At 63.3% G+C, this 22,179-nt stretch carries 24 protein-coding genes and 1 pseudogene; 18 read left to right on the plus strand and 7 right to left on the minus strand.

What is annotated here, in order from left to right:
- Window positions 1-4: 4 nt before the first annotated feature.
- The 3 genes from NKJ01_RS09515 to NKJ01_RS09525 all read left to right on the plus strand — a co-directional run bounded on the left by NKJ01_RS09515 (window position 5) and on the right by NKJ01_RS09525 (window position 1,430).
- Window positions 5-526 (plus strand): winged helix-turn-helix transcriptional regulator, encoded by a 522-nt coding sequence (locus NKJ01_RS09515; RefSeq protein WP_352727565.1) that lies wholly within the window; start codon window positions 5-7, stop codon window positions 524-526.
- 78 nt (window positions 527-604) lie between these two features.
- Window positions 605-838 (plus strand): hypothetical protein, encoded by a 234-nt coding sequence (locus NKJ01_RS09520; protein WP_023757438.1) that lies wholly within the window; start codon window positions 605-607, stop codon window positions 836-838.
- 160 nt (window positions 839-998) lie between these two features.
- Complete coding sequence (locus NKJ01_RS09525; RefSeq protein ID WP_352727566.1) at window positions 999-1,430, plus strand: GlcG/HbpS family heme-binding protein; 432 nt, start codon at window positions 999-1,001, stop codon at window positions 1,428-1,430.
- A 73-nt stretch (window positions 1,431-1,503) separates the two neighbouring features.
- On the opposite strand, the gene NKJ01_RS09530 is transcribed toward NKJ01_RS09525, so the two are convergent.
- The 3 genes from NKJ01_RS09530 to NKJ01_RS09540 form a co-directional block, all read right to left on the minus strand.
- On the minus strand, window positions 1,504-1,905 hold the full coding sequence (locus NKJ01_RS09530; protein WP_023757440.1) for a hypothetical protein: 402 nt from the start codon (window positions 1,903-1,905) through the stop codon (window positions 1,504-1,506).
- A gap of 247 nt (window positions 1,906-2,152) precedes the next feature.
- Entirely contained in the window at window positions 2,153-2,335 is a 183-nt protein-coding gene (rpmF, locus tag NKJ01_RS09535) for a 50S ribosomal protein L32 (protein WP_008834724.1), read from the minus strand.
- A 141-nt stretch (window positions 2,336-2,476) separates the two neighbouring features.
- On the minus strand, window positions 2,477-3,238 hold the full coding sequence (locus tag NKJ01_RS09540) for a biosynthetic peptidoglycan transglycosylase (protein ID WP_352727567.1): 762 nt from the start codon (window positions 3,236-3,238) through the stop codon (window positions 2,477-2,479).
- 78 nt (window positions 3,239-3,316) lie between these two features.
- Here NKJ01_RS09540 and NKJ01_RS09545 point away from each other — a divergent pair, with 78 nt between their 5' ends.
- The 3 genes from NKJ01_RS09545 to NKJ01_RS09555 all read left to right on the plus strand — a co-directional run bounded on the left by NKJ01_RS09545 (window position 3,317) and on the right by NKJ01_RS09555 (window position 7,775).
- A complete protein-coding gene (locus tag NKJ01_RS09545) occupies window positions 3,317-4,234 on the plus strand; it encodes a polyprenyl synthetase family protein (protein WP_352727568.1) in 918 nt (305 codons plus the stop codon).
- Between the two features lie 160 nt (window positions 4,235-4,394).
- Window positions 4,395-5,201 (plus strand): class I SAM-dependent methyltransferase, encoded by an 807-nt coding sequence (locus NKJ01_RS09550; RefSeq protein WP_352727569.1) that lies wholly within the window; start codon window positions 4,395-4,397, stop codon window positions 5,199-5,201.
- Between the two features lie 237 nt (window positions 5,202-5,438).
- Window positions 5,439-7,775: a response regulator gene (locus tag NKJ01_RS09555; RefSeq protein WP_352727570.1), complete on the plus strand. Its 2,337-nt coding sequence runs from the start codon at window positions 5,439-5,441 to the stop codon at window positions 7,773-7,775.
- 159 nt (window positions 7,776-7,934) lie between these two features.
- Here the strand turns inward: NKJ01_RS09555 and NKJ01_RS09560 are convergent, their stop codons facing one another.
- From NKJ01_RS09560 to NKJ01_RS09570, 3 genes are all read right to left on the minus strand, one after another.
- Window positions 7,935-8,789, minus strand: a complete 855-nt coding sequence (locus NKJ01_RS09560; RefSeq protein WP_023757444.1) for a lytic transglycosylase domain-containing protein — start codon at window positions 8,787-8,789, stop codon at window positions 7,935-7,937.
- Window positions 8,790-8,946: 157 nt separating this feature from the next.
- Window positions 8,947-10,197: a flavodoxin-dependent (E)-4-hydroxy-3-methylbut-2-enyl-diphosphate synthase gene (gene ispG / locus NKJ01_RS09565; protein WP_023757445.1), complete on the minus strand. Its 1,251-nt coding sequence runs from the start codon at window positions 10,195-10,197 to the stop codon at window positions 8,947-8,949.
- A 334-nt stretch (window positions 10,198-10,531) separates the two neighbouring features.
- Window positions 10,532-10,711: a YdcH family protein gene (locus tag NKJ01_RS09570; protein WP_013529217.1), complete on the minus strand. Its 180-nt coding sequence runs from the start codon at window positions 10,709-10,711 to the stop codon at window positions 10,532-10,534.
- A gap of 240 nt (window positions 10,712-10,951) precedes the next feature.
- Here NKJ01_RS09570 and NKJ01_RS09575 point away from each other — a divergent pair, with 240 nt between their 5' ends.
- The gene (locus NKJ01_RS09575) at window positions 10,952-11,155 is read left to right on the plus strand and encodes a YdcH family protein (RefSeq protein WP_023757446.1); all 204 of its coding nucleotides are present in this window, start codon (window positions 10,952-10,954) and stop codon (window positions 11,153-11,155) included.
- A 23-nt stretch (window positions 11,156-11,178) separates the two neighbouring features.
- Here NKJ01_RS09575 and NKJ01_RS09580 read toward each other — a convergent pair whose 3' ends face one another.
- Window positions 11,179-11,967 carry an IclR family transcriptional regulator gene (locus NKJ01_RS09580; RefSeq protein WP_352727571.1) on the minus strand — a complete coding sequence of 263 codons (789 nt, stop codon included), beginning with the start codon at window positions 11,965-11,967 and terminating at the stop codon, window positions 11,179-11,181.
- A 122-nt stretch (window positions 11,968-12,089) separates the two neighbouring features.
- On the opposite strand from NKJ01_RS09580, the gene NKJ01_RS09585 reads away from it, so the two are divergent.
- From NKJ01_RS09585 to NKJ01_RS09635, 11 genes and pseudogenes are all read left to right on the plus strand, one after another.
- Window positions 12,090-12,962, plus strand: coding sequence for a transporter substrate-binding protein (locus NKJ01_RS09585; RefSeq protein ID WP_352727572.1), 873 nt, complete (start codon window positions 12,090-12,092; stop codon window positions 12,960-12,962).
- A 174-nt stretch (window positions 12,963-13,136) separates the two neighbouring features.
- Window positions 13,137-13,802, plus strand: coding sequence for an amino acid ABC transporter permease (locus NKJ01_RS09590; RefSeq protein ID WP_023757449.1), 666 nt, complete (start codon window positions 13,137-13,139; stop codon window positions 13,800-13,802).
- A gap of 1 nt (window position 13,803) precedes the next feature.
- Window positions 13,804-14,454, plus strand: coding sequence for an amino acid ABC transporter permease (locus NKJ01_RS09595; protein WP_352727573.1), 651 nt, complete (start codon window positions 13,804-13,806; stop codon window positions 14,452-14,454).
- A gap of 2 nt (window positions 14,455-14,456) precedes the next feature.
- Window positions 14,457-15,251 (plus strand): amino acid ABC transporter ATP-binding protein, encoded by a 795-nt coding sequence (locus tag NKJ01_RS09600; RefSeq protein WP_352727574.1) that lies wholly within the window; start codon window positions 14,457-14,459, stop codon window positions 15,249-15,251.
- A gap of 37 nt (window positions 15,252-15,288) precedes the next feature.
- Window positions 15,289-15,750: a RidA family protein gene (locus NKJ01_RS09605; RefSeq protein ID WP_352605817.1), complete on the plus strand. Its 462-nt coding sequence runs from the start codon at window positions 15,289-15,291 to the stop codon at window positions 15,748-15,750.
- A gap of 24 nt (window positions 15,751-15,774) precedes the next feature.
- Window positions 15,775-16,980 carry an aminotransferase class V-fold PLP-dependent enzyme gene (locus NKJ01_RS09610; RefSeq protein WP_352727575.1) on the plus strand — a complete coding sequence of 402 codons (1,206 nt, stop codon included), beginning with the start codon at window positions 15,775-15,777 and terminating at the stop codon, window positions 16,978-16,980.
- 107 nt (window positions 16,981-17,087) lie between these two features.
- Window positions 17,088-17,447: pseudogene (locus NKJ01_RS09615) on the plus strand (sigma-70 family RNA polymerase sigma factor); the annotation flags it as partial.
- Window positions 17,444-18,298: an anti-sigma factor family protein gene (locus NKJ01_RS09620; protein ID WP_352727576.1), complete on the plus strand. Its 855-nt coding sequence runs from the start codon at window positions 17,444-17,446 to the stop codon at window positions 18,296-18,298. The pseudogene NKJ01_RS09615 and the gene NKJ01_RS09620, both read left to right, overlap by 4 nt.
- Window positions 18,299-18,525: 227 nt before the next feature.
- Entirely contained in the window at window positions 18,526-19,515 is a 990-nt protein-coding gene (locus NKJ01_RS09625) for a sugar phosphate isomerase/epimerase family protein (protein ID WP_352727577.1), read from the plus strand.
- Between the two features lie 41 nt (window positions 19,516-19,556).
- Window positions 19,557-20,609 carry a sugar ABC transporter substrate-binding protein gene (locus NKJ01_RS09630; RefSeq protein ID WP_352605804.1) on the plus strand — a complete coding sequence of 351 codons (1,053 nt, stop codon included), beginning with the start codon at window positions 19,557-19,559 and terminating at the stop codon, window positions 20,607-20,609.
- A gap of 69 nt (window positions 20,610-20,678) precedes the next feature.
- Entirely contained in the window at window positions 20,679-22,175 is a 1,497-nt protein-coding gene (locus NKJ01_RS09635; protein WP_352605802.1) for a sugar ABC transporter ATP-binding protein, read from the plus strand.
- Window positions 22,176-22,179: the final 4 nt, after the last annotated feature.

Genomic DNA, 22,179 nt, shown 5'->3' on the forward strand with positions numbered 1-22,179 from the left:
TCTCATGAGCATGGATCGCCGGTCCGGATGCCCGATCAACCTGTCGCTGGAAGTGTTCGGCGACCGCTGGAGCTTGATCATCCTTCGCGACATGATCTTCGGCGGCAGACGCCACTTTCGCGAACTGCTCAACGGATCGATGGAAGGCATCGCTTCCAACATACTCGCCGACCGGCTGAAGCGCCTGATGGAATTGGGCATGCTGACCAAGGCCGACGACCCCTCGCACAAGCAGAAGGCGATCTACAGCCTGACCGAGATGGCGATCACGCTGGTGCCGATCCTTGCCCATCTCGGTGCCTGGGGCCGCGTCTGGCTGCCGGTCAGTGAAGAACTCTCGATCCGTGCCGAACTGCTGGAAAAGGGCGGACCGGCGATGTGGGACAAGTTCATGGACGAGTTGCGCCACGAACATCTCGGCATGCCGCTCGATACAGCTTCTGGTCCTTCTGTCCGCGCGACCTTGCAGGCCGCCTATGAGGCGGCGGTTACAAGCAAGGCGCTCGCCACCAGCCCGGCCGCTTGACCAACTTATTTTCCCGTTTTCGAGCCGGCTCTGCTACAATAGGCGGAAAATTAACAGTCACGGGATTGGATAAAGCTCTTGGTTGAGAACCCTCGGGATGCTGCCCGCGCGCGCGCCGACCTGCGTTTCAAGAAGCAGGAAGAGGCGGTAACCGTGCGCCAGAAGGCGATGGCCGAATACGTCGCCGAGAGCGACGCCCGCCAGGCCAAGACCAATAAGCTGCGGGCGCTCCGCCTTGCCAAGGAGGCGGAAGATCTTGCCAATGCGCCTGCGGCGCCCGTCAAGAAACCGGCCCGCGCCAAGAAAAAATAGCAGCCGCACCCGGAACCCCAAACGCTACGCCTGTCCGGATGGTGTCGGTGAAAGCCGCTTCCCTCCCGCCTTTTTTGCGCGAAGCAATTTCAACCGAAAAGGGGATGTTATCTCGCCCGCTGACGTTCAATGATCGACGCGTTTCAAACTGGAGACTGCCATGACCGCACTGCCGCTCGAAAAAGCCAGGCAAATCATCGACGCCGCCTTTGCCAAAGGCGCCGATCTCAAGCTCAAGCCGCTCGGCGTCTCGGTGCTTGATGCCGGCGGACATCTGGTCGCCTTCCAACGCCAGGACGGCGCCTCGTTTCTGCGCCCGCAAATGTCGGCCGGCAAGGCCTATGGCGCGATCGCCATCGGCATGGGCTCGCGCAAAGTCGAGGCCTTCGCCAAGGAGCGCCCGCATCTCGTCGCCGGCATCTCGGACGTCTCGGGCGGGCGCGTGCTGCCGGTGGTGGGCGGCGTACTGATCCGCGACGAGGCCGGTGCCATCATAGGCGCCGTCGGCATTTCCGGCGACACGTCGGACAATGACGAGGCCGCGGCGATCGCCGGCATCGAGACAGCCGGTTTCACCGCCGATCCGGGCTGAGCATCCTTCGACATTGAAGCGAGGCTGCGTTGAGATTCAGGTCAGGCCGGCATTACCCGAATGTCAATGCGGCCTAATTCAAATTGATATCCCGGCTCGCCGACCGCATCGACACCGCGAATCCGGCCAGCACATCGAACAGCGCGATGACCATCAGCGTGAAGAAGACGGAATGGGCGGCGCCCTTCACCAGCAGGAATTCGACCAGGAAGGCCACGAAGACCAGCGTCGACAGAAGGTGGTCCATGATCGAGGCATTGGTCGTGCGCGCCGACTTCGCCATTTCTAGGAAAAGGAAGATCAGCCCGAGCAGCACCATCAGGTCGCCTAGCGTCATCGAGAACACTCCGCCCGACATCATGCTGAAGGAAAAGACCTCGCTCGCCCACGGATCGTCGCCGCTGCCGAATATTCCCAGAAGTCCGAGGTTGTAGAGCACGAAAGGCACGATCAGCAGCGGAATGGCACCGAACATCTGGCGTCTCCATGTGGGGGCAATCCCTTGTAGAATGCGCCACAGGCACGCCGTCAAGATGTTTCGGTGGCAGCGCCGAACACGGTCGAAGACGGCACGCAATTAGCATGTCAGCCGGTTCCCCGGCTGGAATATCTCGGCGATTGCCGTCCACGCTTCGCAATGCGCGCTCCCCGGCCGCCAAACGCAAAAAAGGACCGGCCACTGGCCGGTCCTTTTTTAATTCAAAACTTCGAAAAAGCTGGTCTCAGCTTTCCTTGGGCGTCAACACCTGGCGACCGCGATACATGCCGGTCTTCAGGTCGATGTGGTGCGGACGGCGCATTTCGCCGGAATTCTTGTCCTCGACATAGGTCGGGGCCTTGAGTGCGTCAGCCGAGCGGCGCATGCCGCGCTTGGACGGAGAGGTTTTTCGTTTCGGAACGGCCATGGATATGCTCCACTACATGGTCAAAAAGCCCCGCCTGCCCTCGTGAAAGGGCCATGTCGGGGCCGGAATCTGAGAAAGTCGGGTGCCTATACACGCCCTGTGCCGTTTTGGCCAGCACTGGAGCGAATTTTTTTGAGTTGGCTAGCGGAGGCAACCGACATAGGCGCCGGAGCGGCCGGCGCGCCGCTCGATCAAATTGGCAAGCCTTCTCAGGCCCGGTCCGGGTTTGGCCGGGTTGCGGGCAATCGGATTGGGCAAGGAGACGGCGAGCAGTGCGGCCTGCCGCCGCGACAGCTGTTTTGCCGAAACGCCAAAATGATGCTGTGCCGCGGCCTCGATCCCGTAGATGCCCGGCCCCCATTCGGCGATGTTGAGATAGATTTCCATGATGCGCCGTTTCGACATCACTGCGTCGAAATAGACGGCCAGCGGCAGCTCGAACACTTTGCGCACCGAACCCAGCGGCCGCGACCAGAGGAAGAGGTTCTTCACCGTCTGCATGGTGATGGTCGAAGCGCCGCGCGTTGCTTCGCCAGCCAGCGCGTCGTCGACGACGCCCCGCAATTCGCCGAGATCGACACCGCGATGGAAGCAGAACTGCCCATCCTCCGACATGATGACGGAATTGGCCAGCACCGGCGCCACGTCGTCGATCGACGCCCAGCGGCGCTCATAGCCCGAGAATGTCGCCAGGTCCTTAAACATCAGCATCGAGACCGGATGCACGAACGACGGCAGGTACAGGACCGTCAGCAGCGTTGGAATAAGCGCCAGCACCGCGGCCACGGTGATACCGCGCCGGACCCAGCGTTTGAGACTGCGGCGGTTCACGCCTCGCGATCTCGTCGCCATGTCCAGCTTTTCGGTTTCATGATCGACGATCGGTTCCGCCAAGCCGCCCAACCCGTGCTCTCCCTGCCCCCGGCATAATGGCGCTTGGCTTCTTGCGCAACGTCTGAGTGTCGGCTACCGGTCCCGATCATGACGAGTGACGACGAAATGGCGTTCGAAATGGCGCTCATCAGACGGGCAGCCGCCGTCGAGGTGCTGCTGCGGCGGTTGCTCGACGACCGCGCGCTTTCGGGCGAGATCGCCCGGCCTGAGCGCTTGATGGCGGCGATGCGCCACGGCGTGCTGAATGGTGGCAAGCGCTTGCGCCCTTTCCTGGTGATGGAAAGTGCGGCACTTTTTTCCGCTGACGGCGAGGCGGCACTGCGCGTCGCTGCAGCGCTTGAATGCGTGCATTGCTATTCGCTGATCCACGACGATCTGCCGGCCATGGACGACGATGATCTGCGGCGTGGCCAGCCGACGGTGCACAAGGCCTTCGACGAGGCCACCGCTATCCTGGCTGGCGACGCCTTGCTGACGCTTGCCTTCGACATCATCGCCGGCGAGGCGACCGCTCTGCCGGCGGAGCGGCGGATAGCACTGGTGCTCGCGCTGGCCCGCGGGGCCGGGGCTGGCGGCATGGTCGGTGGCCAGAAGCTCGACCTCGAAGCTGAACAGACGCCGCCGGACGAGGCCGGCATCATCCGGCTGCAGGCGATGAAGACCGGCGCGCTGATCCGCTTTGCCTGCGAGGCCGGCGCACTCATTGCCGGCGCTCCCGCCGAGGACTGTGAGCGGCTGGCCGAATTCGGCTCCGCGATCGGACTTGCCTTCCAGCTCGCCGACGACTTGCTCGACCTGACCGCCGATGCCAGCCAGATGGGCAAGGCGACCGGCAAGGACGCCGCCGCCGGCAAGGCGACGCTGGTGGCGCTGCACGGTGCGAATTGGGCACGCAGCCAGCTTCACGGCCTCGTCGAACAGGCCCATGCACTGCTTGAGCCCTATGGCGACGGTGCCCAACTTCTAAGGGAAGCGGCGACGTTCGTGGCGGCTCGGAACAGCTGAGGTTTGGGGCAAACCAGGACATCGGGCCGATTAAAGCCGCTCGTCCTCCGCCCCCCATCCAGAAATAGAACTTGAGCGGAAGCCTGCGGAAGCAGAGGATCGGTACGGCTTTGCCATCCACACGGCAACGACGCGGTGCGGATACAGTTGGAGGGATGCCATGTCGACCACCGACACGCTGTTCGCAGGTTCCATTCCCGAGGTCTACGACCGGGCAATGGTGCCGCTGATCTTCGAGCCCTATGCGCGGGATCTGGCGGAGCGGGTGGCGAAGCTCGGACCTCAATCGGTGCTCGAAGTGGCGGCGGGCACCGGTGTGGTGACACGCGCGCTCGCAGCAAAGCTGCCGGCGCCGACACGCATCGTGGCCACCGACCTTAACCAGCCCATGCTCGACCACGCGCGCACACGCATGGCGGACGATCCTCGTATCACCTGGCAACAGGCCGACGCCCAGGAGCTGCCCTTCGAGAACGCATGGTTCGACGCCGTGGTCTGCCAATTTGGCGCGATGTTCTTCCCCGATCGGGTGGCCGCCTATGGACAAGCCCGGCGGGTGATGCGGCCGGGCGGGCATTTCGTGTTCAACGTCTGGAGCGCCATCGAAGAGAACGAGTTCGCCGAAGAAGTGACGCGAGCGCTCGGCACACTCTTCCCCGCCGATCCGCCTCGCTTCTTGGCCAGGACGCCGCACGGCTATCACAATGCGGACGCCATCCGTGCCGACGTGCATGCGGCAGGCTTCCACGATGTCAGCATCGAGGCTCTGGGTGCCGTGAGTGCCGCTCCGTCGCCGCATGACGCGGCCGCGGCCTATTGCCAGGGCACACTTCTGCGTGCCGAGATCGAGGCGCGCGGCGGCTCGCTGGAGGAGGCGACGCGACACGTTGCAAATGCCATGGGGAAACGGTTCGGGGAAGGTCCGGTGAGTGGCCGCATCCACGCCCTCGTCGTGACGGCAGCCTGATGCATGTCGCTCAAAAGTCTGCTCGGTTTTGCGAGAACGACATGCATCAAAACGAAGACCTGAAGCGGATCGTCTGAATCCGTCCAGACGCAACAGGCTTTCGTTGCGCAAGGATTGTCAGGTCAAAAGCTGTCATCCATCCGGCTGTTCGCGTGGCTCGGCTATCCACACGAAATTTTAATGTAAATGAAGCGTAATCCCGACCATTAAAATGGTGCGTATGTGTTGGGGTTGCGCATGCCGGAATATTCGTCCTTCATCCGGTCAGTCCGGATTCGCTATATTTCAGGGTTGCTGATCTTCGCGCTGGCTTCCGTGGCAATCGTGGTTGCGCTTGATCGTGTCAATTCCTTTCGCCGTGACATCGATGCGCTGAGCAGCAACCTCGTCGTCTTCACCCGCGACCTGCGCAACGCGACCAGCTTTGCCGAGACGACCGGCACCGCCTGGCGGGCGGAGACACGCGATGCGCTGACCTCATCGGCGCGCGGCCATTCGGAACGCCTGACCGGCGAGATCGAGTCGCTGACCGCGCAGCTTGCGGCGATCAAGCCGCGGCTGTCGACCAAGACTGCCAACGAGCTCCAATCGGCTTCCGTCAATGGCGATCTGTTCTGGTCGCCGCGCGACATGGTGCGCAACTTCAACCTGATGTCGGTGGCGCAGAAAGTCGATGAGTGGAGCTATCGCGAAATCCGCAACCAGAACGACCTGTTCGCCCAGCCCATGCTGGTCCGCGTCCGCACCGCAATGGATGATGAACGCCATCTGGCAGACGCCTCCAGCGACAGGCTGCTGCTGTGGGCAAGCGCCATCCTGTTCGCGGCCCTTGCCATCGTCGCCTTCTGGATTTTCCGCCCGATGGAAGTGGCAATCCGCCGCGCCTTCGCCGAATCCGCAGAATCCCTGTTCAAGGCCGAGGCCGCCGACCGCGCCAAGTCGGAATTCCTGGCCAATATGAGCCATGAAATCCGTACGCCGATGAACGGTGTGCTCGGTATGGCTGAACTGCTGGCCAAGACCGATCTGACGGCGCGCCAAAAGACCTTCACCGACGTCATCGTCAAATCCGGCAATGCACTGCTCACCATCATCAACGATATCCTCGATTTCTCGAAGATCAATGCCGGGCAACTCACCCTCGACCCCGCTCCCTTCCGTCTCTCCGAGGCGGTCGAGGATGTGGCGACGCTGGTATCGGCGCGCGTCGCCGAAAAGAACCTCGAATTGATCGTGCGTGTCGACCCGCGGCTGCCGGCCCATGTCGTCGGCGACGCCGGCCGGTTTCGGCAGATCGTCACAAACCTGCTCGGCAACGCGGTGAAGTTCACCGAAAAGGGTCACGTGCTGATCGATGTCGGCGGCGAGATCGTCAACGACGTGGTCCAGCTCAAGGTTCGTGTCGAGGACACCGGCATCGGCATACCAGCCGAGAAACTGCAGAACGTGTTCGAAAAATTCGCCCAGGTCGACGGTTCGTCGACCCGCCGCCACGAGGGGACCGGCCTTGGCCTCGCCATCGCCGCCCGCCTCGTCGACCTGATGGCAGGCAAGATCGGCGTCGAGAGCGAGATCGGCCGCGGCTCGGTGTTCTGGTTCGCGGTGCCACTGCCGGCGCATCAGGCCGGGGCTCGCGACGAGATCGTGCCGGTCGACGTCACCGGCGCGCGCGTGCTGGTCATCGACGACAATCCGGTCAACCGCGAAATCTTGCTCGAGCAGCTCAGAAGCTGGAGCTTCGATTGTGCCGCCGCCGAAAGCGGCGCCGTAGGCCTGGCCTTCCTCGATCGCGCCTTTCAGTTGGGCGCCGCCGTCGACTGCATCATCCTCGACTACCAGATGCCGGGCATGAACGGCGCCGACGTCGCCAGAGCCATCGCCTTGGACAGCAGGCTGTCCTCCATCCCGGTGGTGTTGCTGACCTCGGTCGACCAAGTCGATTTCGGCAAGATGATCATCGACTTCGGCATCGCCGCGCACCTGACCAAGCCGGCCCGCTCCGCGGTCCTGCTCGGCACCGTTATCTCGGTCGTCCAGAGGGCCCGCTCGCAGGTCGGCAAGGCGCAGTTCGTCCGCGAACCGATCGTGCCGGCTCCCTCGGCGGCACCACCTGCCTTCACTGTCATCCGCGGCCCGGCGATGCCGGTCGCGGTGGTGCCGGAATCGGCCACGCCGAATGGACCGATCGACATCCTCATTGCCGAGGACAACGACGTGAACCAGTTGGTATTCGGCCAGATCCTCAACGGCCTTGGGCTCAGCTACCGCATCGCCGGCAACGGCCGCACGGCGGTCGAGATGTACAGGGCGCTGCGCCCCAAGCTGATCCTGATGGACGTCTCGATGCCGGAAATGAACGGCTACGAAGCAACCCGCGCCATCCGGACGATAGAGATGTCGACGGGCACCCACATACCGATCATCGGCGTCACCGCGCATGCGCTGAAGGGCGATCGCGACAAGTGCATCGAAGCCGGAATGGACGACTATCTGCCGAAGCCGGTTTCACCCGACCGCCTCGGCACCAAGATCGGCACCTGGCTCAGCGAGACGGTGGCAGCAAAGATTGCTTGAGGCAGGCCTTGGTGCTGGCTTGCAGGATCAACGCAGCCGGCCGACTGGGATGATTTCCGGCGATGTCGCAACATAAGGATCTCCCTGCCAACTGCCGAGCCGTTGCTCAGTCGAATGGGCGCGCGACGAGAGCTCGAAATAAATTCGTCGCATTTGTCGCTACCTGTTGCGCACCACCACGCACGCCCCGCCGATGCTTTGCAATTTCTGGCAGATGACATTGGCGGCCGCACGGTCATCGACACCGATCCTGACCGCGTAGATGCCGCGCCGGCCGATCGGCGTGCGCACCCGGCTGACCACCGGATCATGCCCGCTGAGCAGGGCCGGGAACCGGCTTCTTACCCGCAGCCACTGGTTGATCGCTGCACTGCGGCGGAAGTTGCCGGCCACCTGGATGCCCCACGGTTTTATGTTGATCGACGCCATCGCCACCGTCTGCGACATGATCACCGGTAGCCTGCGGCAGGCGTAGGCAAAGTCCGCCTTTGCGTCGAGCGGCTCGATCGTTCCGGCATAGGCCCGGTCGGTGAACTTGTCGGCCGGCTCGCCCATGATGTCGAAGACATAGCTCTCGGTCTCCATTGGCAGGAAGCCGCCGGAACTGAGCCAGCGCGACACCCGACTTTCGCCGGCATTGTAGGCGGCCGCCGCCAGCCCGAGATTGCCGTAGCCGGTTTTCATTTCGGCGAGATATTTCGCCGATGCCGGGATCGCCTGGTTGATGTCGAAGGAATTGGCCAGCCCGCGCATCTTGGCGGTGCCCGGCATGAACTGGGCGATGCCTTCGGCGCCGACCGGGCTGACGGCGTTGGGATCGAAACGGCTTTCCTTCCAGATCAGCCGGGCGAAGAAATCCCTGGGCAGACCATTCTGGTCGGCATGCGCCTGGATCAGGTTACAGACCTTGCCTATCAGCCGTTGCTTGGCGGATTGCGGCGGATCCGCCTGAACCAGCGTCGCCCAACCCAAGGCGCAAAGCAGAACCAGCGTAGCCCCGAGAAAACGCTGCATCGAGCGCTGAGCCCGTGCCGAAAGTCGCTCCGGCGAGCCAGGTGATGGTGGCTTCGTGGTCGCCCCGGCGACGCGCGCAGCGGACATTTGGTCCGTGAGCACCGGAAGCGCAGAAGACGCCTTCAGGTGGCCGCCGGAGTAGAGTTTCGGCATGGGCTCACTCGGCTGCGGCCTTGCCGCGGCCAAACCGTTGCTCGATATAGTCGGCGACCATTTTCTCGAAATCCGCCGCGATCGAAGGCCCGCGCAACGTCGCCGCCTTCTTGCCGTCGACGAAGACAGGCGCTGTCGGCGTCTCGCCGGTGCCGGGCAGCGAAATGCCAATGTCGGCATGCTTGGATTCGCCCGGGCCGTTGACGATACAACCCATCACGGCGACCTTGAGGTTCTCGACGCCGGGATATTTTTCGCGCCACACCGGCATGTTTTTCCGCAGATCCGCCTGTATGTTCTGGGCGAGTTCCTGGAACACGGTGGAGGTCGTGCGGCCGCAGCCGGGGCAAGCGGCGACGATCGGCACGAACTGCCTGAACCCCATGGTCTGCAGCAATTCCTGCGACACTTGCACCTCGCGTGTGCGGTCGCCGTTCGGCTCCGGCGTCAGCGAGATGCGGATGGTATCCCCGATGCCTTGCTGGAGCAGGATGCCCATGGCAGCCGACGAAGCCACGATGCCTTTCGAGCCCATGCCTGCCTCGGTGAGGCCGAGGTGCAGCGCATGGTTGGAGCGGGTGGCTAGCTCGGTATAGACGGCGATCAGGTCCTGCACGCCGCTGACCTTGGCCGACAGGATGATTTTCTCGCGGCCAAGCCCGATCTCTTCCGCCAACTCGGCCGACAGGATCGCCGATTGCACGATCGCCTCGCGCGTCACTTCCTGCGCCGTCAGCGGAAACCCCTTGGCCTGGTTGTCATCCATCAGCCGGGTCAGCAGTTCCTGATCGAGCGACCCCCAGTTGACGCCGATGCGCACCGGCTTGTCGTGTCTGATCGCCATCTCGACGATCGCCCCGAATTGCCGGTCCTTCTTGTCCTTGAATCCGACATTGCCCGGGTTGATGCGATATTTGGCCAGCGCTTCGGCGCAGGCCGGATGGTCTGCCAAAAGCTTGTGGCCGATATAGTGGAAATCGCCGACCATCGGCACGTCGATGCCAAGCCGCTGAAGCCGCTCATGAATGCGCGGCACCGCGGCGGCGCTCTCGTCGCGATCGACGGTGATGCGCACGATCTCGGAGCCCGCCCGGTGAAGTGCTGCAACTTGCGCAACTGTCCGGTCGATATCGGCCGTATCGGTATTGGTCATCGACTGCACGACAATGGGCGCTCCGCCGCCGACGACCACGCCGCCGACATCGACGCCGACCGAGGTGCGGCGAGGGAAAGGAGAGGAAAAATATCCGGTCATGCCGGCCAGCCTTTTGTCTCTGGAGCGCCGAACGTCCCCTTGGACGACAGAGGGCGCCCCGGGCGATGCGCTAAAGTCCGGGCATGAGGTGGATGAGCAAAGATGGCTTGTCAATGGCGACAGGTCGCCACTGGCCGGAATCGACCCGCCGCCAAGGACCAGAAACAATCGATGATCTGGCGAAATCCGGCGACGGCCGAAGCGGAAATTAAGCCGGGTGGGAATCCGGCTCAGGCTGATGGCCCAGTGCCGGAAATCAAAACCTCCCAGGCCGGCGGATGGCACCCGCCGGGAAAAGAAGCCGCGGACGGTGAGCGGCTATGTCAGGAGGGCATCAATGCGTGGTCGGTTTCCCTCTGAGTTTTTCAATCTCGTCCTTGAGTGCCAACTTGCGTCGCTTGAGATTCACGATTTCGAGGTCATCGACCGATGGATGGTTCATCGCGTCATCGATTTCACGTTCGATGTCGCCGTGTTTCCGCTGCAACTCATCAAGATGGGATGCAAGAGACATGATTGGTTCTCCCTTTCATGGTTTCCTCGATTGCAGCCGTCATGGCGCGTCCACCGCAGGTTCGCTTCTGTGACGGCATGATGACAGTGTGTCACCTTCCGGCAGCGATGTCGAATGATCCGTGGTAGCATTCCACGACAATGTGAAATGTGATATGGGCTGCGCGCCGGTTGCAAAATCCCACCGGCCCCGCCCAATCAGGCCCATTTTTGGGCGCCGCAGACGTGCAGACGGTAGATAATGTCCGATCAGGAACAGGCTGATATCCGGCTCGAATATTCCCGGCTGAAGCAGGAGCATGCCGATTTCGATGCGGCCATCAACGCGATGATCGCCATGGCCTGCGATCCACTGCAGATCCAGCGCATGAAGAAGAAGAAGCTGTTCCTCAAGGACCGGCTGATGGCGCTGGAAGACAAGATCATTCCCGACATCATTGCCTGAAGGGCGCGTACGCTTTCGAGCGCCTATGCGGCGGTCGAAAGTCTCGCAGCACGATCACGCAGCAGGCCGATGAGCTCGCCGGTCCGCTCCTCGGACGTATCGATGGGGACCACCAGGCACATCGTCGCCTCGACCTTGCCCGGCGCCAAAAAGACCGGCGCGGCAAGGCATTTCGTATAGGCATCGACCAGGCCCGAGGTGACGCAATAGCCGGCGACTCGCGCCTTTGCGATGTCGGTGACAAAATCATCAAGCCGCAGTTTGCGACCGTCGGGCAGCACGAGATCGTCGTCCGACACCATGGCTTCGATTTCAGCCCTGTCCAACCCCGCCAGAAGCAGTCGCCCCGAGGCCGTCCAGGGCAGTGGTATCTGCAGGCCGGTGGCAGAGCTGATGCGAAAAGGCCTGGTGCCTGGGCTCGCGTGGACGATCGTGTAGCGACCGCTCTGCAGCATGCACAGTTCGGACGTCTCGCCGGTCTCGCGCGATAGATTGTCGACCTCCTGACGCCCTCGTCTGAGGAGGTCGTTGCCCCGCACATAGTCCATTCCATAGAGATAGAGCTTCTTGCCGAAATAGACGCGATTGCCGTCGCTTTCCAATTCCAGCAGGCCCGCATCGACCAGCGACCGCACCAGCGTGTAGGTCGTCGAACGGGGTGCATTCACCCCTTTGGCAAGGTCGCCAATGCCGATCGCCCGCTGGGTCGTGTGAAGAAACTCCAGAATCTCGAGCACCCGGTTAAGTCCCTTTTCACGGGAGCCCGAAATTTTCTCGTCGGCTGAAATCGCGGTGGCATTGCCGTCTTGCATTGTCGCTTCCCGGTGTTAATATCTGTCTTGTACAGGATACACTCGTCTCTTGTAAGAGACAAAATCACCGGACGCGTGTCTTGCCTGTGCACAAGGGGAACACAACACGAAAGGAGGTCGCCGTGAACGACACATCCGGAAGACGTGATTTTCTGAAACTTGGAATGGCTGGGCTGGCCACGGCTGGCGTGCTGGCAACCGTCGATGCCCAGAAGGCCGCGGCCCAGGCAGCATCCGACAGCCTGCTGCGCACCGTGCTCGATCGCGGCAAGCTGATCGTCGGCACTGGCAGCACCAACGCACCGTGGCACTTCGAGAACGATGCCGGCGAACTGGTCGGCATGGACATCACCATGGGGCGCATTCTCGCCAAGGGCCTTTTCGACGATCCGACCAAGGTCGAGTTCGTCATGCAGGATCCGGCACAGCGCATCCCCAACGTGACCACCAACAAGGTCGACATCACCATCCAGTTCATGACGATGAGCGCCCAACGCTCGCAGCTGGTCAATTTTTCCCGGCCTTACTATGTCGAGGGCGTTGCCCTGCTGAGCCTGCCGACCGCCGAGAACAGGACTTTCGACAAGCTGCTTGCCGGCGGCGCCGCAACGCGCATCTCCATCCTGCAGAATGTCGATGCCGAGGCGCAGGTGCATTCGGTGCTGCCCCAGTGTCAGGTCATGCAGATCGACACCCAGGCCAACGTGCTGCAGGCGCTGGAATCGAAACGCGTCGACGCCGCAGCTGTCGATCTGTCCACGGTGCGCTGGCTCGCTTCGCGCAATCCGGACAAATACTTCGACGCGGGCAAGAGCTGGCTGAGCATGCTTTATGGCGCCGCACTGCGGCAAGGCGACCTTGACTGGCTGACCTTCGTCAACTCAACCTTCACCATCGCCATGTTCGGCCACGAAAACGCCCTCTACGACGCTGCGTTCAAGGACTATTTCGGACAGGAGCCGCCTGCGCGCCATCCGGGCTTCCCGGCCATTTGACCTGCATCGGGCGGAAGGGCGTATCCAGCGCCCTTCCGCCTCCCTAGAGCAATTCCAGGAAAAGTGTGAAACGGTTTTCCGTCCGGAATTGCGTCAAAACAAAGAGTTAGAGCGGTTTGCCGTTTCCGTGAAACGGTGAACTGCTCTAAGGCCTGCGGCAACCGAGGCGGACGCATGGGCTACGCCCTCAACTTCAATCTGATCTGGCGGCATTTCGACAAGCTGTGGAGCGGCCTGCTGCTCAGTCTCGAACTCGCCGTCATCTCGATCGCCATCGGCATCGTCATCGGCCTAGTCCTGGCGGTCTGGTACGTTTCGGCCGGGCGGGTGGTGCGCACCATCATCGCCGCCTATGTCGAATTCATCCGCAACGTGCCGCTGATCCTGCTCGTCTATCTCGTCTTCTACGGCTTGCCGACAGTGGTCGATATCGCCTACAGCGCGCCGACCTCATTTGTCGTCACGCTCTCGCTCTACAGCGGCGCATATCTGGTCGAGGTGTTCCGTTCCGGGCTCGAGGCGGTTCCGCGCGGACAGCTCGACGCCGGCAAGGCGATCGGCCTGACGCCCTGGCAAAGGCTGCTCAACGTCCGCCTTCCGACGATGCTGCGCATCACGCTGCCGGCATTGTCCAACACCTTCATATCGCTGTTTAAGGACACCTCAGTCGCCTCGGTCATTTCGGTGCCGGAACTGACCTACGGCGCCCAGTGGATCAACTTCAACACGTTCCGGATCGTCGAGGTCTATCTCGTCGTGACTGCGATGTACCTGCTTACCGGCTACATACTGCTTTTTGCGCTTCGGCTTGTCGAACGCCGGTTCAGGGCGGCGCGCTGACATGCTGACCCAGATCGCCTATGCCTTGCCTTTCCTCGCCCAGGGCTTTGCCCTGACAGTATGGGTATCCTTGCTTGTCGTGGTGTTCTCCCTGATCGCTGGCGTGATCATGGGCGTCGGTCTCGTCTATGGCCCCATGCCACTGCAATGGGCGGTGCGCATCTTCAGCGATACCATTCGCGGCATACCAATCCTGGTGCTCATCTTCTTTGTCTATTATGGCCTGCCGGCCGTCGGGCTTCATCTGCCGTCCTTCTGGGCCGCCGTGCTCGCGCTGACCTTGTTCAAGACCGCGCAGGTCGTCGAATATCTCAGGGGTGCGGTCGGATCCATTCCGAAGGGACAGTCCGAGGCGGCAATGGCGATTGGACTGACCTTTCGCCAGCGCCTCACCTACGTCATCTTCCCGCAGGCGTTCAGGCGTTTCCTGCCGCCCTGGATCAATGGCGTCACCGACGCGGTCAAGGGCAGCGCGCTGGTGTCGCTGCTCGGCATCACCGATCTGATGCAGGCCATAAACCAGGTCATCGGCCGCACCTATGAGGCGATGCCGCTCTACCTCCTCGGCGCGCTCATCTATTTCGCGGTCAATTATGCCCTCTCGCTGGCCAGCCGCCGGCTCGAGCGGCGTTTCTCCTTCATTCGGGATTAGCAATGTCCACAGGCTCGAACGACACCCCGGCGCTTCTCGACATCCGCGACGTTTCCAAAGCCTTTGGAACCGTCCAGGTTCTGCGTTCGGTCAGCCTGCAGGTGGCGCGCGGCGAAGTGGTGACGGTCATCGGCCCCTCGGGCAGCGGCAAGACCACACTGCTGCGCTGCGTCAACTTCCTCGAAAGCTACGACAGCGGCTCGATTCGCATCGATGGCAAAGAGGTCGGCTTTCGCGAAGCCGGAGCCCGCCAGCGCCGCAGCGAACGCGATCTGGCCGCCATGCGGGCCGAGACCGGCATGGTGTTCCAGAGCTTCAACCTCTTTCCGCATCTGACAGCCGCCGGCAACATCATGCTTGGTCTAACCAAGGTGCGCGGCAAGAGCAGTGCGGAGGCCCGCACGATCGCCGAACACTGGCTCGGCCGGGTCGGCCTCGCCCACAAGGCCGACAGTCTGCCCGCCGAACTGTCCGGCGGCCAGCAGCAGCGTGTCGGCATCGCTCGCGCCGTAGCCATGGGGCCGAAGATCCTGCTTCTCGACGAGATAACCTCCGCGCTCGACCCGGAGCTGGTCGGCGAAGTGCTCGAGGTCGTGCGCAGCCTGGCCGAGGACGGCATGACAATGGTGATGGTCACGCACGAAATGGCCTTTGCCCGCGATGCCTCGAGCCGCATCGTCTTCATGGCTGACGGCGGCGTTAGCGCGGCGGGTCCGCCCGCCGAAATCCTGGCGGCGGACACTGACAATGAGCGCCTGCGCACCTTCCTGGCACGTTTCCGCGCCTCGCATTTCTAAACGGGACAGCGAGCGCTGTCGCAAGGAGCCTTCTTTCATGACGCCTTATATCCGGCTCGCCGCGCTGGGCCTGACGCTGCCGGAGCCGCCGACCCCGATCGCCAATTTCGTCACCCATGCCGAAAGCGGCCGGCTGATCTTCCTGTCCGGCCAGGGGCCGCTGCGGACCGACGGCACGCTGTTCACCGGCAAGGTGGGCGATGATGTCACCGTCGAAGAGGCCTATGGCCATGCCCGTCTCACCGGCCTTAACCTGCTGGCCGTCATGCACGCAGCCACTGGCGATCTTGGCCGGATCGTGCGCATCGTCAAGCTGCTCGGCTTCGTCAACGCGATACCAACCTTCAGCGACCACCCGAAGGTGGTCAATGGCTGTTCCGATCTGTTCGCCGATGTGTTCGACACCATCGGCGGCCATGCCCGCTCGGCGATCGGCGTCGGCTCCTTGCCTGGGAACATCACCGTCGAGATCGAGGCGGTCGTCGAGATCGCCGCCTGACCCGTTAGAAATGGAATCTTAGAGATGAAAACCACTTCCACCGACGGCTCCAACACCACCATCCGCGAACGGCTCGGCCTTCGCCCGATCATCAACGTCTCCGGCACGATGACAGCGCTTGGCGCATCGATCATCGTGCCTGAAGCGATCAGCGCCATGGCGGAGATGGCCTCGCAATGGGTGGAGATGGACGATCTGCAGCGTGCCGCAGGCACGATCGTTGCGCGCCTCACCGGCGGCGAGGCCGGTTTCATCACCGCCTGCTGCGCCAGCGGCATCACCATGGCGATTGCCGGCGCGATGACGGGAACCAACCTGCTCGCCATCGAGCGGCTGCCGGACGACACCGAAGGGCTGAAGTCGGAGGTCATCGTCCAGCTCGGCCACATCGTCAACTACGGCGCGCCAATCGATCAGTCGGTCCGGCTGGCCGGCGCAAAGGTCGTGCCGGCTGGCACCGTCAGCGTTACGCAGGATTACCATGTGCGTGAGGCGATCAACGATCGCACGGCGGCAGGACTCTATGTCGTCGCCCACCACACCGTGCAGTACGGCATGTTATCCCTAGAGGAATTCTGCGAGATCTGCCACGCCAGAGGCGTCCCGGTGATCGTCGATGCGGCCTCCGAATATGATCTGCGCGGCTTTCTTGCGCGCGGCGCCGACATCGTCATCTACAGCGGACATAAATTCCTGAGCGGACCGACCAGTGGCATCGTCACCGGGCGCAAGGATCTGGTTCGAGCCGCCTTTCTGCAGAACCGCGGCGTCGCGCGCGCCATGAAGGTCGGCAAGGAAAGCATCGCCGGCACCATGGCCGCACTGGAAGCCTGGGAAAAGCGCGACCATGCCGGCATCCGACGGCGCGAAGAAGCGGCACTGAACCTGTGGAAGGATGCGTTGCAGGGGCTGCCGGGCATCGTCGCGCAGATCATCCCCGACCCCACCGCCAACCCGCTGGATCGGTTGCAGATCTTTGTATTGCCCGAAAGCCGGTTCACGGCGACCGGTCTGGCCTCCGCATTGGCTATGGGCTCGCCGCCGATCATCGTGCGCAACCATGAGGTGGAGCGCGGCCACTTCTTCCTCGACCCTTGCAATCTTCATCCCGGCGAGGCGGAGATCGTCGCCGAACGGCTGCGCGCCATCTTGACCGCGGCCGAGCGGCCCGCCAATGCCATGAAGCCTGCCCGCAAGGATTCGTCTGGTGTCTTGCGCTGGCCGGATTGAAACGCAAGGTAGACCACCACCTGAAAATGCGCCGGTCGCGGTCAGTGCACGCCATCACGCGACCGTGAACGGCAGGATCCTCGCCAGCCGGCGGCAATGCCCGCGCATGGCTGCTGACAATCGTGCGCAACACCGCCTACACCTGGATGTCGCGCAACCGGCCGCGCGGCATGCTGGCCGTCGGCGACCTCGGCGACCTCGACGAGATGGCGGCGGCACACGGCACCAGCCTGCCCAACCAGGACGGCCCCGAAGCGAGCCTGATCGCCAGGGCCGATACGGCGGCACTTGAGGCGGCGATCGCAGCACTGCCGCAGCCATTTCGCGAGACGCTGGTGCTGCGCGATATCAACGGTCTCAGCTACCGCGAGGTGGCGGCCATGCTGGAGGTACCGATGGGCACCGTGATGTCGCGACTGGCCCGCGCCCGCGGCCTGCTTGTGTCCGAACTGGGGAGAGCGCCATGACCAATCATGACGACGGGCTGCCCAACGATCCCGAGGGCATGCGGCTGATGATCCACGCCCTCATTGATGGCGAACTCGACGCAGCGGCCGCACTGGCGGTGGAGCGGCGCATCGCCGCCGATCCGGCGCTGGCCGCCGAACACGCCCGCATCATTGCCTTGCAGGGCGCGCTCGGCCGCTTGCCGCGCCCCGATGTCAGCGATGCCTTTCGCGCGCGCATTGCCGCACTTGGTGCGACAGGCATGGCACGACCGGTGCAAGACGAAGCCGAACCGCAGCGGGACACGCTGCCGGCGCAACCAGGATTGATCGCGGCGTCAGTCGGGGGCGGCCGGAGACGGGACGCCAGGACAGGTCCATCGCGGACCTTCGGCCCGTTCGACTGGCGCGCACTAGCCGCGTCGATCATGATCAGCGCGGTGCTGGCCAGCGGGGCGACGCAATGGGTGATGGTCAACAATGCGTCCGACGGTTTCGCCGCGGCGGTCGCCAGCGGCCATCGCCGCAGCCTGCTCGCGGCCAGTCCGATCGACATCGTTTCGTCCGACCGCCATACGGTCAAGCCATGGCTCGACGCCCGGATCGGCGTATCGCCGCCTGCGCCAGACCTCGCGCAGGATGGCTACGCACTCATCGGCGGCCGGGTCGAAGTGATAGCAGGCCGCACGGTGCCGGCCCTCGTCTACCGCCACCGCGAGCATCTGATCACGCTGGTCGCCGAACCGCAGCAGGGTGGCGGCATCGCCAAGCCCACCGATCTTTCGTCGGGGGGGCTTTTCGCTGGTGCATTGGAGAGACGGCGCCTTCTCCTACTGGGCGATCTCGGACATGGAACGGCCCGAACTCGATGACTTCGTCGCCCGCTTCCGCAAGGCGGCGGTGTGAGGACGGCCCTGCCCGGTTGAAGACTCCCCTGCCCGACCGATTCCCCAGCCTGAGACGCCGACCAGGAAACGCCCTGCGCCTACGTGACCCAGCCGGCCGCAACGGCGGCCTTGCGGCTTGTTCATCGCCCTGCAAACAATAACTTTACAACTATTCGAGTTTATGTGAAGTTATAGCTATTGAAGGGTCGATCATGACAGCCAATCGCTTCGCCACGCGCCTGAATTCCTTTGCCTCGCGACCGCAGGCCGAATGGCCTGACCTCGTCGGCAGACCCTCGCTGCTTCAGATGGCGGCGCGCGCCGCCAGGGTTGCCGGACTGACCGACCTCGATTTGAATTACCCCGACCATGTAGGCGCAAAGCCTGCCGAAATCGCCCGAAAACTCGGCGATCTCGGCCTTTCCATTAATGGCTTCGCCATGCGTTACTACTCCAACCCGGCCTTCAAGCTCGGCGCCTTCACCAATCCGGACCCGGCGGTACGCCGCGAGGCCATCGACCTGACCAAGGCCGGCATCGACGCCGTGCGCGAGGCGGGCGCCAAGCTGATGACGCTGTGGCTCGGCCAGGATGGCTTCGATTACGCCTTCCAGGCTGACTATGCCTCGCTCTGGCAACACGAAATCGATGGGATTCGTGAAGTGGCCGCGCATGACCCCGACTGCCAGATCAGCCTTGAGTACAAGCCCAACGAACCGCGCTCCTACAGCCTGATGCCGGACGCTGCGACGACCTTGCTGGCAATCCGCGATGTCGGCCTGCCCAATCTCGGCGTCACCCTCGATTTCGCCCATGTGCTCTATGCCGACGAGCAGCCGGCCTTTGCCGCAGCTCTGGTGGCGCGCCACAGCAAGCTGCTCGGCGTGCACCTCAACGACGGCTACGCCAAGCGCGATGACGGCCTGATGGTCGGCGCCGTGCATACACTGCAGACCATCGAGTTGCTCAGGCAGATCCGCCGCGACGGTTACGCCGGTGCCATCTATTTCGACACGTTCCCCGACATGACGGGGCTCGATCCGGTGCGCGAATGCGAAGTCAACATCGCCACCGTCAAGCGCATGCTGCGCGTCATCGACCGGCTGGAGCAGGACAATCGCCTGTCCGCCGCCATGGACAGCCAGGACGCGGTGACGTCGCAGGCCATCATCCAGGAAATCATGCTCGGGCCGGACCGCTGAGGCATCCGAGCCACCACCGTTTTCAACAAGGGAGGAATACAATGAAACTTCTGCTTGCCACCGCTACCGCCGCGCTGATGGCGCTGTCCATCGGCTCGGCGTTTTCCACAGATCTCGCGCCGCTCAATTCCGATACGGAAAAGGACCGTATCGATTGGTCGCAGGTCGAGGCCAAGTTCGGCGCGTTCCCCAAGCTGCCAGAAGGCACCAAGGCGGGCGCGGTCTCCAAGACGCTGACCAATGAATACTGGCGCTCGCTGGGCGAGGGCTACAAGGCGTTCGGCGACAAGGTCGGCATTCCCGTCGTCTATCAGGCGGCGCAGAGCGAAGGCGACCAGCTCGGCCAGCTGACCATTGCCGAAGGCCTGGTCACGCAGGGCTACAACGTTCTGCTCGTCTCGCCGCAGACCGACGCCAATCTGCAGCCGATCATGGAGCAGGCCAAGGCCGCCAATGTGCCGGTGGTCAACGTCAACGATGCGGTCATCCCGCAGGCCGAGCACTATGTCGGCAATGTCCAGCGCGACAATGGCGTGCGTGTCGCCAAATGGTTCATCAAGAACCGTCCGAATGGCGGCAAGGTCGCCATCATCGAAGGCCAGGCCGGCGTCTACGCAGCCGTGCAGCGCACCGATGGCTTCAAGTCCACCATCACCGAAGGGGGCAAGTTCGAGGTCGTCGCCAGTGTTCCCGGCAACTGGGACCGCCAGACCTCCTATGATGCGGCCACCAACATCCTGCAGCAGCACCCCGACCTGATCGGCTTCTATGCCAACAATGACGGTATGGCGCTGGGCATTGTCGAGGCGGTCAAGGCTGCCGGCCTGCAGGACAAGGTTGCCGTGTTCGGCACTGACGGCATCTCCGACGCCTATGCCTCGATCCGCGCCGGCGAACTGACCGGCACGGTCGACAGCTTCCCGGTGCTGACCGGTGAGGTTGCACTGGAAACGGCGCTGCGGCTGGTGGCCGGACAAAAGCTGCCGCGCGTCGTCGCCACGCCGCAGGCACTGATCACCAAGGACAATGCCGACCGCTATTCCGGACCCGGCGCGCGCAAGGCCCTGCTCGAAGATGCCGCTGCGGGCCAGTAAGGCCGATCGGCGGGTGCCGGCCAGAGCAGTTCGCTCCCGGCCGGCACCGTTGCCCGGAGATTGAACCCAATGTCACCCCGGCTGCAATTCCAAGGCATTTCCAAGCTGTTTCCGGCCGTGCGGGCGCTCAACGACGTGTCGTTCTCGATCAGTGCCGGTGAAATCCACGGTCTGCTCGGCGAAAACGGTGCCGGCAAGTCGACGCTGCTCCGCATATTGTCGGGCGTCTACAGACCGACGGCGGGAAGCGTCCTCATCGACGGAAAGCCGGTGACGCTTGCCAATCCGGTCGCCGCGCGTGCCGCGGGCGTCGCCATGATCCACCAGGAATTGCAGCAGGTGCCGCGCCTCAGCGTCGCCCAGAACATGTTCCTCGGCCAACCGCTGACGCGCGGCGGTATCTTCGTCGCCCGGCGGGAACAGGAGCGCCGCGCTGCCGAGGCTCTTGCAGCCATTGACCCGTCCATCGACCCGGCCGCTCCCCTCGGAACCCTGAAGGTGGCGCAACGGCAGATCGTCGAGATCGCCCGCGCGCTGCTTGACCGTGCCCGCATCGTCGCCATGGACGAGCCGACATCGAGCCTGACGCCGAGCGAGTTCGAACGGCTGGCACAAGTCATCACCGGTCTCGCTCGCGACGGCGTCGCCGTCGTCTATGTCTCGCACAAGCTGGACGAGGTGTTCGGCATCTGCCGGCGCGCCACCATCATGCGTGACGGCGTGGTCATCGATTCCGTCGACCTGAAAGGCCTGTCGGAAAAGGCGGTCGTGGCGATGATGGTCGGCCGCGAACTGGCGCAGGAACGGCATACCTCTCACGCCTCGAATGAGGTGATGCTGAGCGCGCGCGGGCTCTCCTCGACAACGAAGGTGCGCGATGTGTCGTTCGAACTGCATCGTGGCGAGGTGCTCGGCATTGCCGGCCTTGTCGGCTCAGGCCGCACCGAATTACTGCGGTTGCTGGCCGGCGCCGACCGCGCCACCGCCGGTACGATCGCAATTGATGGCAAGGCGACGCGATTCTCCAGCCCGCGCGATGCGATTGCCGCCGGCATCGGCCTGGTGCCGGAGGAGCGCAAGCGCGAGGGCATCGTGCCGCTGCGCTCGATCACCAGCAACATGGCGTTGGCCTCGATGGGCGTATTCGCGCCGCGCGGCGTCATCGATCACGCCAGGTTGAAACGGGTGGCAATCGACAAGATGGGCCGCGTCAACCTGCGCCCATTCCTGCTCGATCGGCCGATCCGCCTGTTCAGCGGTGGCAACCAGCAGAAGGCGATCATCGGCCGCTGGCTTGCGGCCGGAACACGGATCCTTTTGTTCGACGAACCGACGCGCGGCATCGATGTCGGCGCCAAGGCGGAGATCTATCATCTGATCGAGGAGCTCGCCCGGGAAGGCCACGGTGTCATCGTCGTCTCCTCCGAACTGCCCGAGGTGATCCGGCTCGCCGACCGCGTGCTGGTGATGCGCGACGGCTCGATCGCGGCCGAACTCCACAGGGACGACATCAGCGAACAGGCGATCGCGGCGCACGCCATCCCGCAGACTCAAGACAGTAGGTGACGGA

This window comes from Mesorhizobium sp. M0276, assembly GCF_040321755.1.
Classification (GTDB): Bacteria; Pseudomonadota; Alphaproteobacteria; order Rhizobiales; family Rhizobiaceae; genus Mesorhizobium.

Coding starts and splice junctions, on each gene's coding strand:
- NKJ01_RS09515 (WP_352727565.1), top strand. CDS start 5: ATGAGCATGGATCGCCGGTCCGGATGCCCGATCAACCTGTCGCTGGAA.
- NKJ01_RS09525 (WP_352727566.1), top strand. CDS start 999: ATGACCGCACTGCCGCTCGAAAAAGCCAGGCAAATCATCGACGCCGCC.
- NKJ01_RS09530 (WP_023757440.1), bottom strand. CDS start 1,905: ATGTTCGGTGCCATTCCGCTGCTGATCGTGCCTTTCGTGCTCTACAAC.
- rpmF (WP_008834724.1), bottom strand. CDS start 2,335: ATGGCCGTTCCGAAACGAAAAACCTCTCCGTCCAAGCGCGGCATGCGC.
- NKJ01_RS09545 (WP_352727568.1), top strand. CDS start 3,317: ATGACGAGTGACGACGAAATGGCGTTCGAAATGGCGCTCATCAGACGG.
- NKJ01_RS09550 (WP_352727569.1), top strand. CDS start 4,395: ATGTCGACCACCGACACGCTGTTCGCAGGTTCCATTCCCGAGGTCTAC.
- NKJ01_RS09555 (WP_352727570.1), top strand. CDS start 5,439: ATGCCGGAATATTCGTCCTTCATCCGGTCAGTCCGGATTCGCTATATT.
- NKJ01_RS09560 (WP_023757444.1), bottom strand. CDS start 8,789: ATGCAGCGTTTTCTCGGGGCTACGCTGGTTCTGCTTTGCGCCTTGGGT.
- ispG (WP_023757445.1), bottom strand. CDS start 10,197: ATGACCGGATATTTTTCCTCTCCTTTCCCTCGCCGCACCTCGGTCGGC.
- NKJ01_RS09570 (WP_013529217.1), bottom strand. CDS start 10,711: ATGTCTCTTGCATCCCATCTTGATGAGTTGCAGCGGAAACACGGCGAC.
- NKJ01_RS09575 (WP_023757446.1), top strand. CDS start 10,952: ATGTCCGATCAGGAACAGGCTGATATCCGGCTCGAATATTCCCGGCTG.
- NKJ01_RS09580 (WP_352727571.1), bottom strand. CDS start 11,967: ATGCAAGACGGCAATGCCACCGCGATTTCAGCCGACGAGAAAATTTCG.
- NKJ01_RS09590 (WP_023757449.1), top strand. CDS start 13,137: ATGGGCTACGCCCTCAACTTCAATCTGATCTGGCGGCATTTCGACAAG.
- NKJ01_RS09595 (WP_352727573.1), top strand. CDS start 13,804: ATGCTGACCCAGATCGCCTATGCCTTGCCTTTCCTCGCCCAGGGCTTT.
- NKJ01_RS09600 (WP_352727574.1), top strand. CDS start 14,457: ATGTCCACAGGCTCGAACGACACCCCGGCGCTTCTCGACATCCGCGAC.
- NKJ01_RS09605 (WP_352605817.1), top strand. CDS start 15,289: ATGACGCCTTATATCCGGCTCGCCGCGCTGGGCCTGACGCTGCCGGAG.
- NKJ01_RS09610 (WP_352727575.1), top strand. CDS start 15,775: ATGAAAACCACTTCCACCGACGGCTCCAACACCACCATCCGCGAACGG.
- NKJ01_RS09620 (WP_352727576.1), top strand. CDS start 17,444: ATGACCAATCATGACGACGGGCTGCCCAACGATCCCGAGGGCATGCGG.
- NKJ01_RS09625 (WP_352727577.1), top strand. CDS start 18,526: ATGACAGCCAATCGCTTCGCCACGCGCCTGAATTCCTTTGCCTCGCGA.
- NKJ01_RS09630 (WP_352605804.1), top strand. CDS start 19,557: ATGAAACTTCTGCTTGCCACCGCTACCGCCGCGCTGATGGCGCTGTCC.
- NKJ01_RS09635 (WP_352605802.1), top strand. CDS start 20,679: ATGTCACCCCGGCTGCAATTCCAAGGCATTTCCAAGCTGTTTCCGGCC.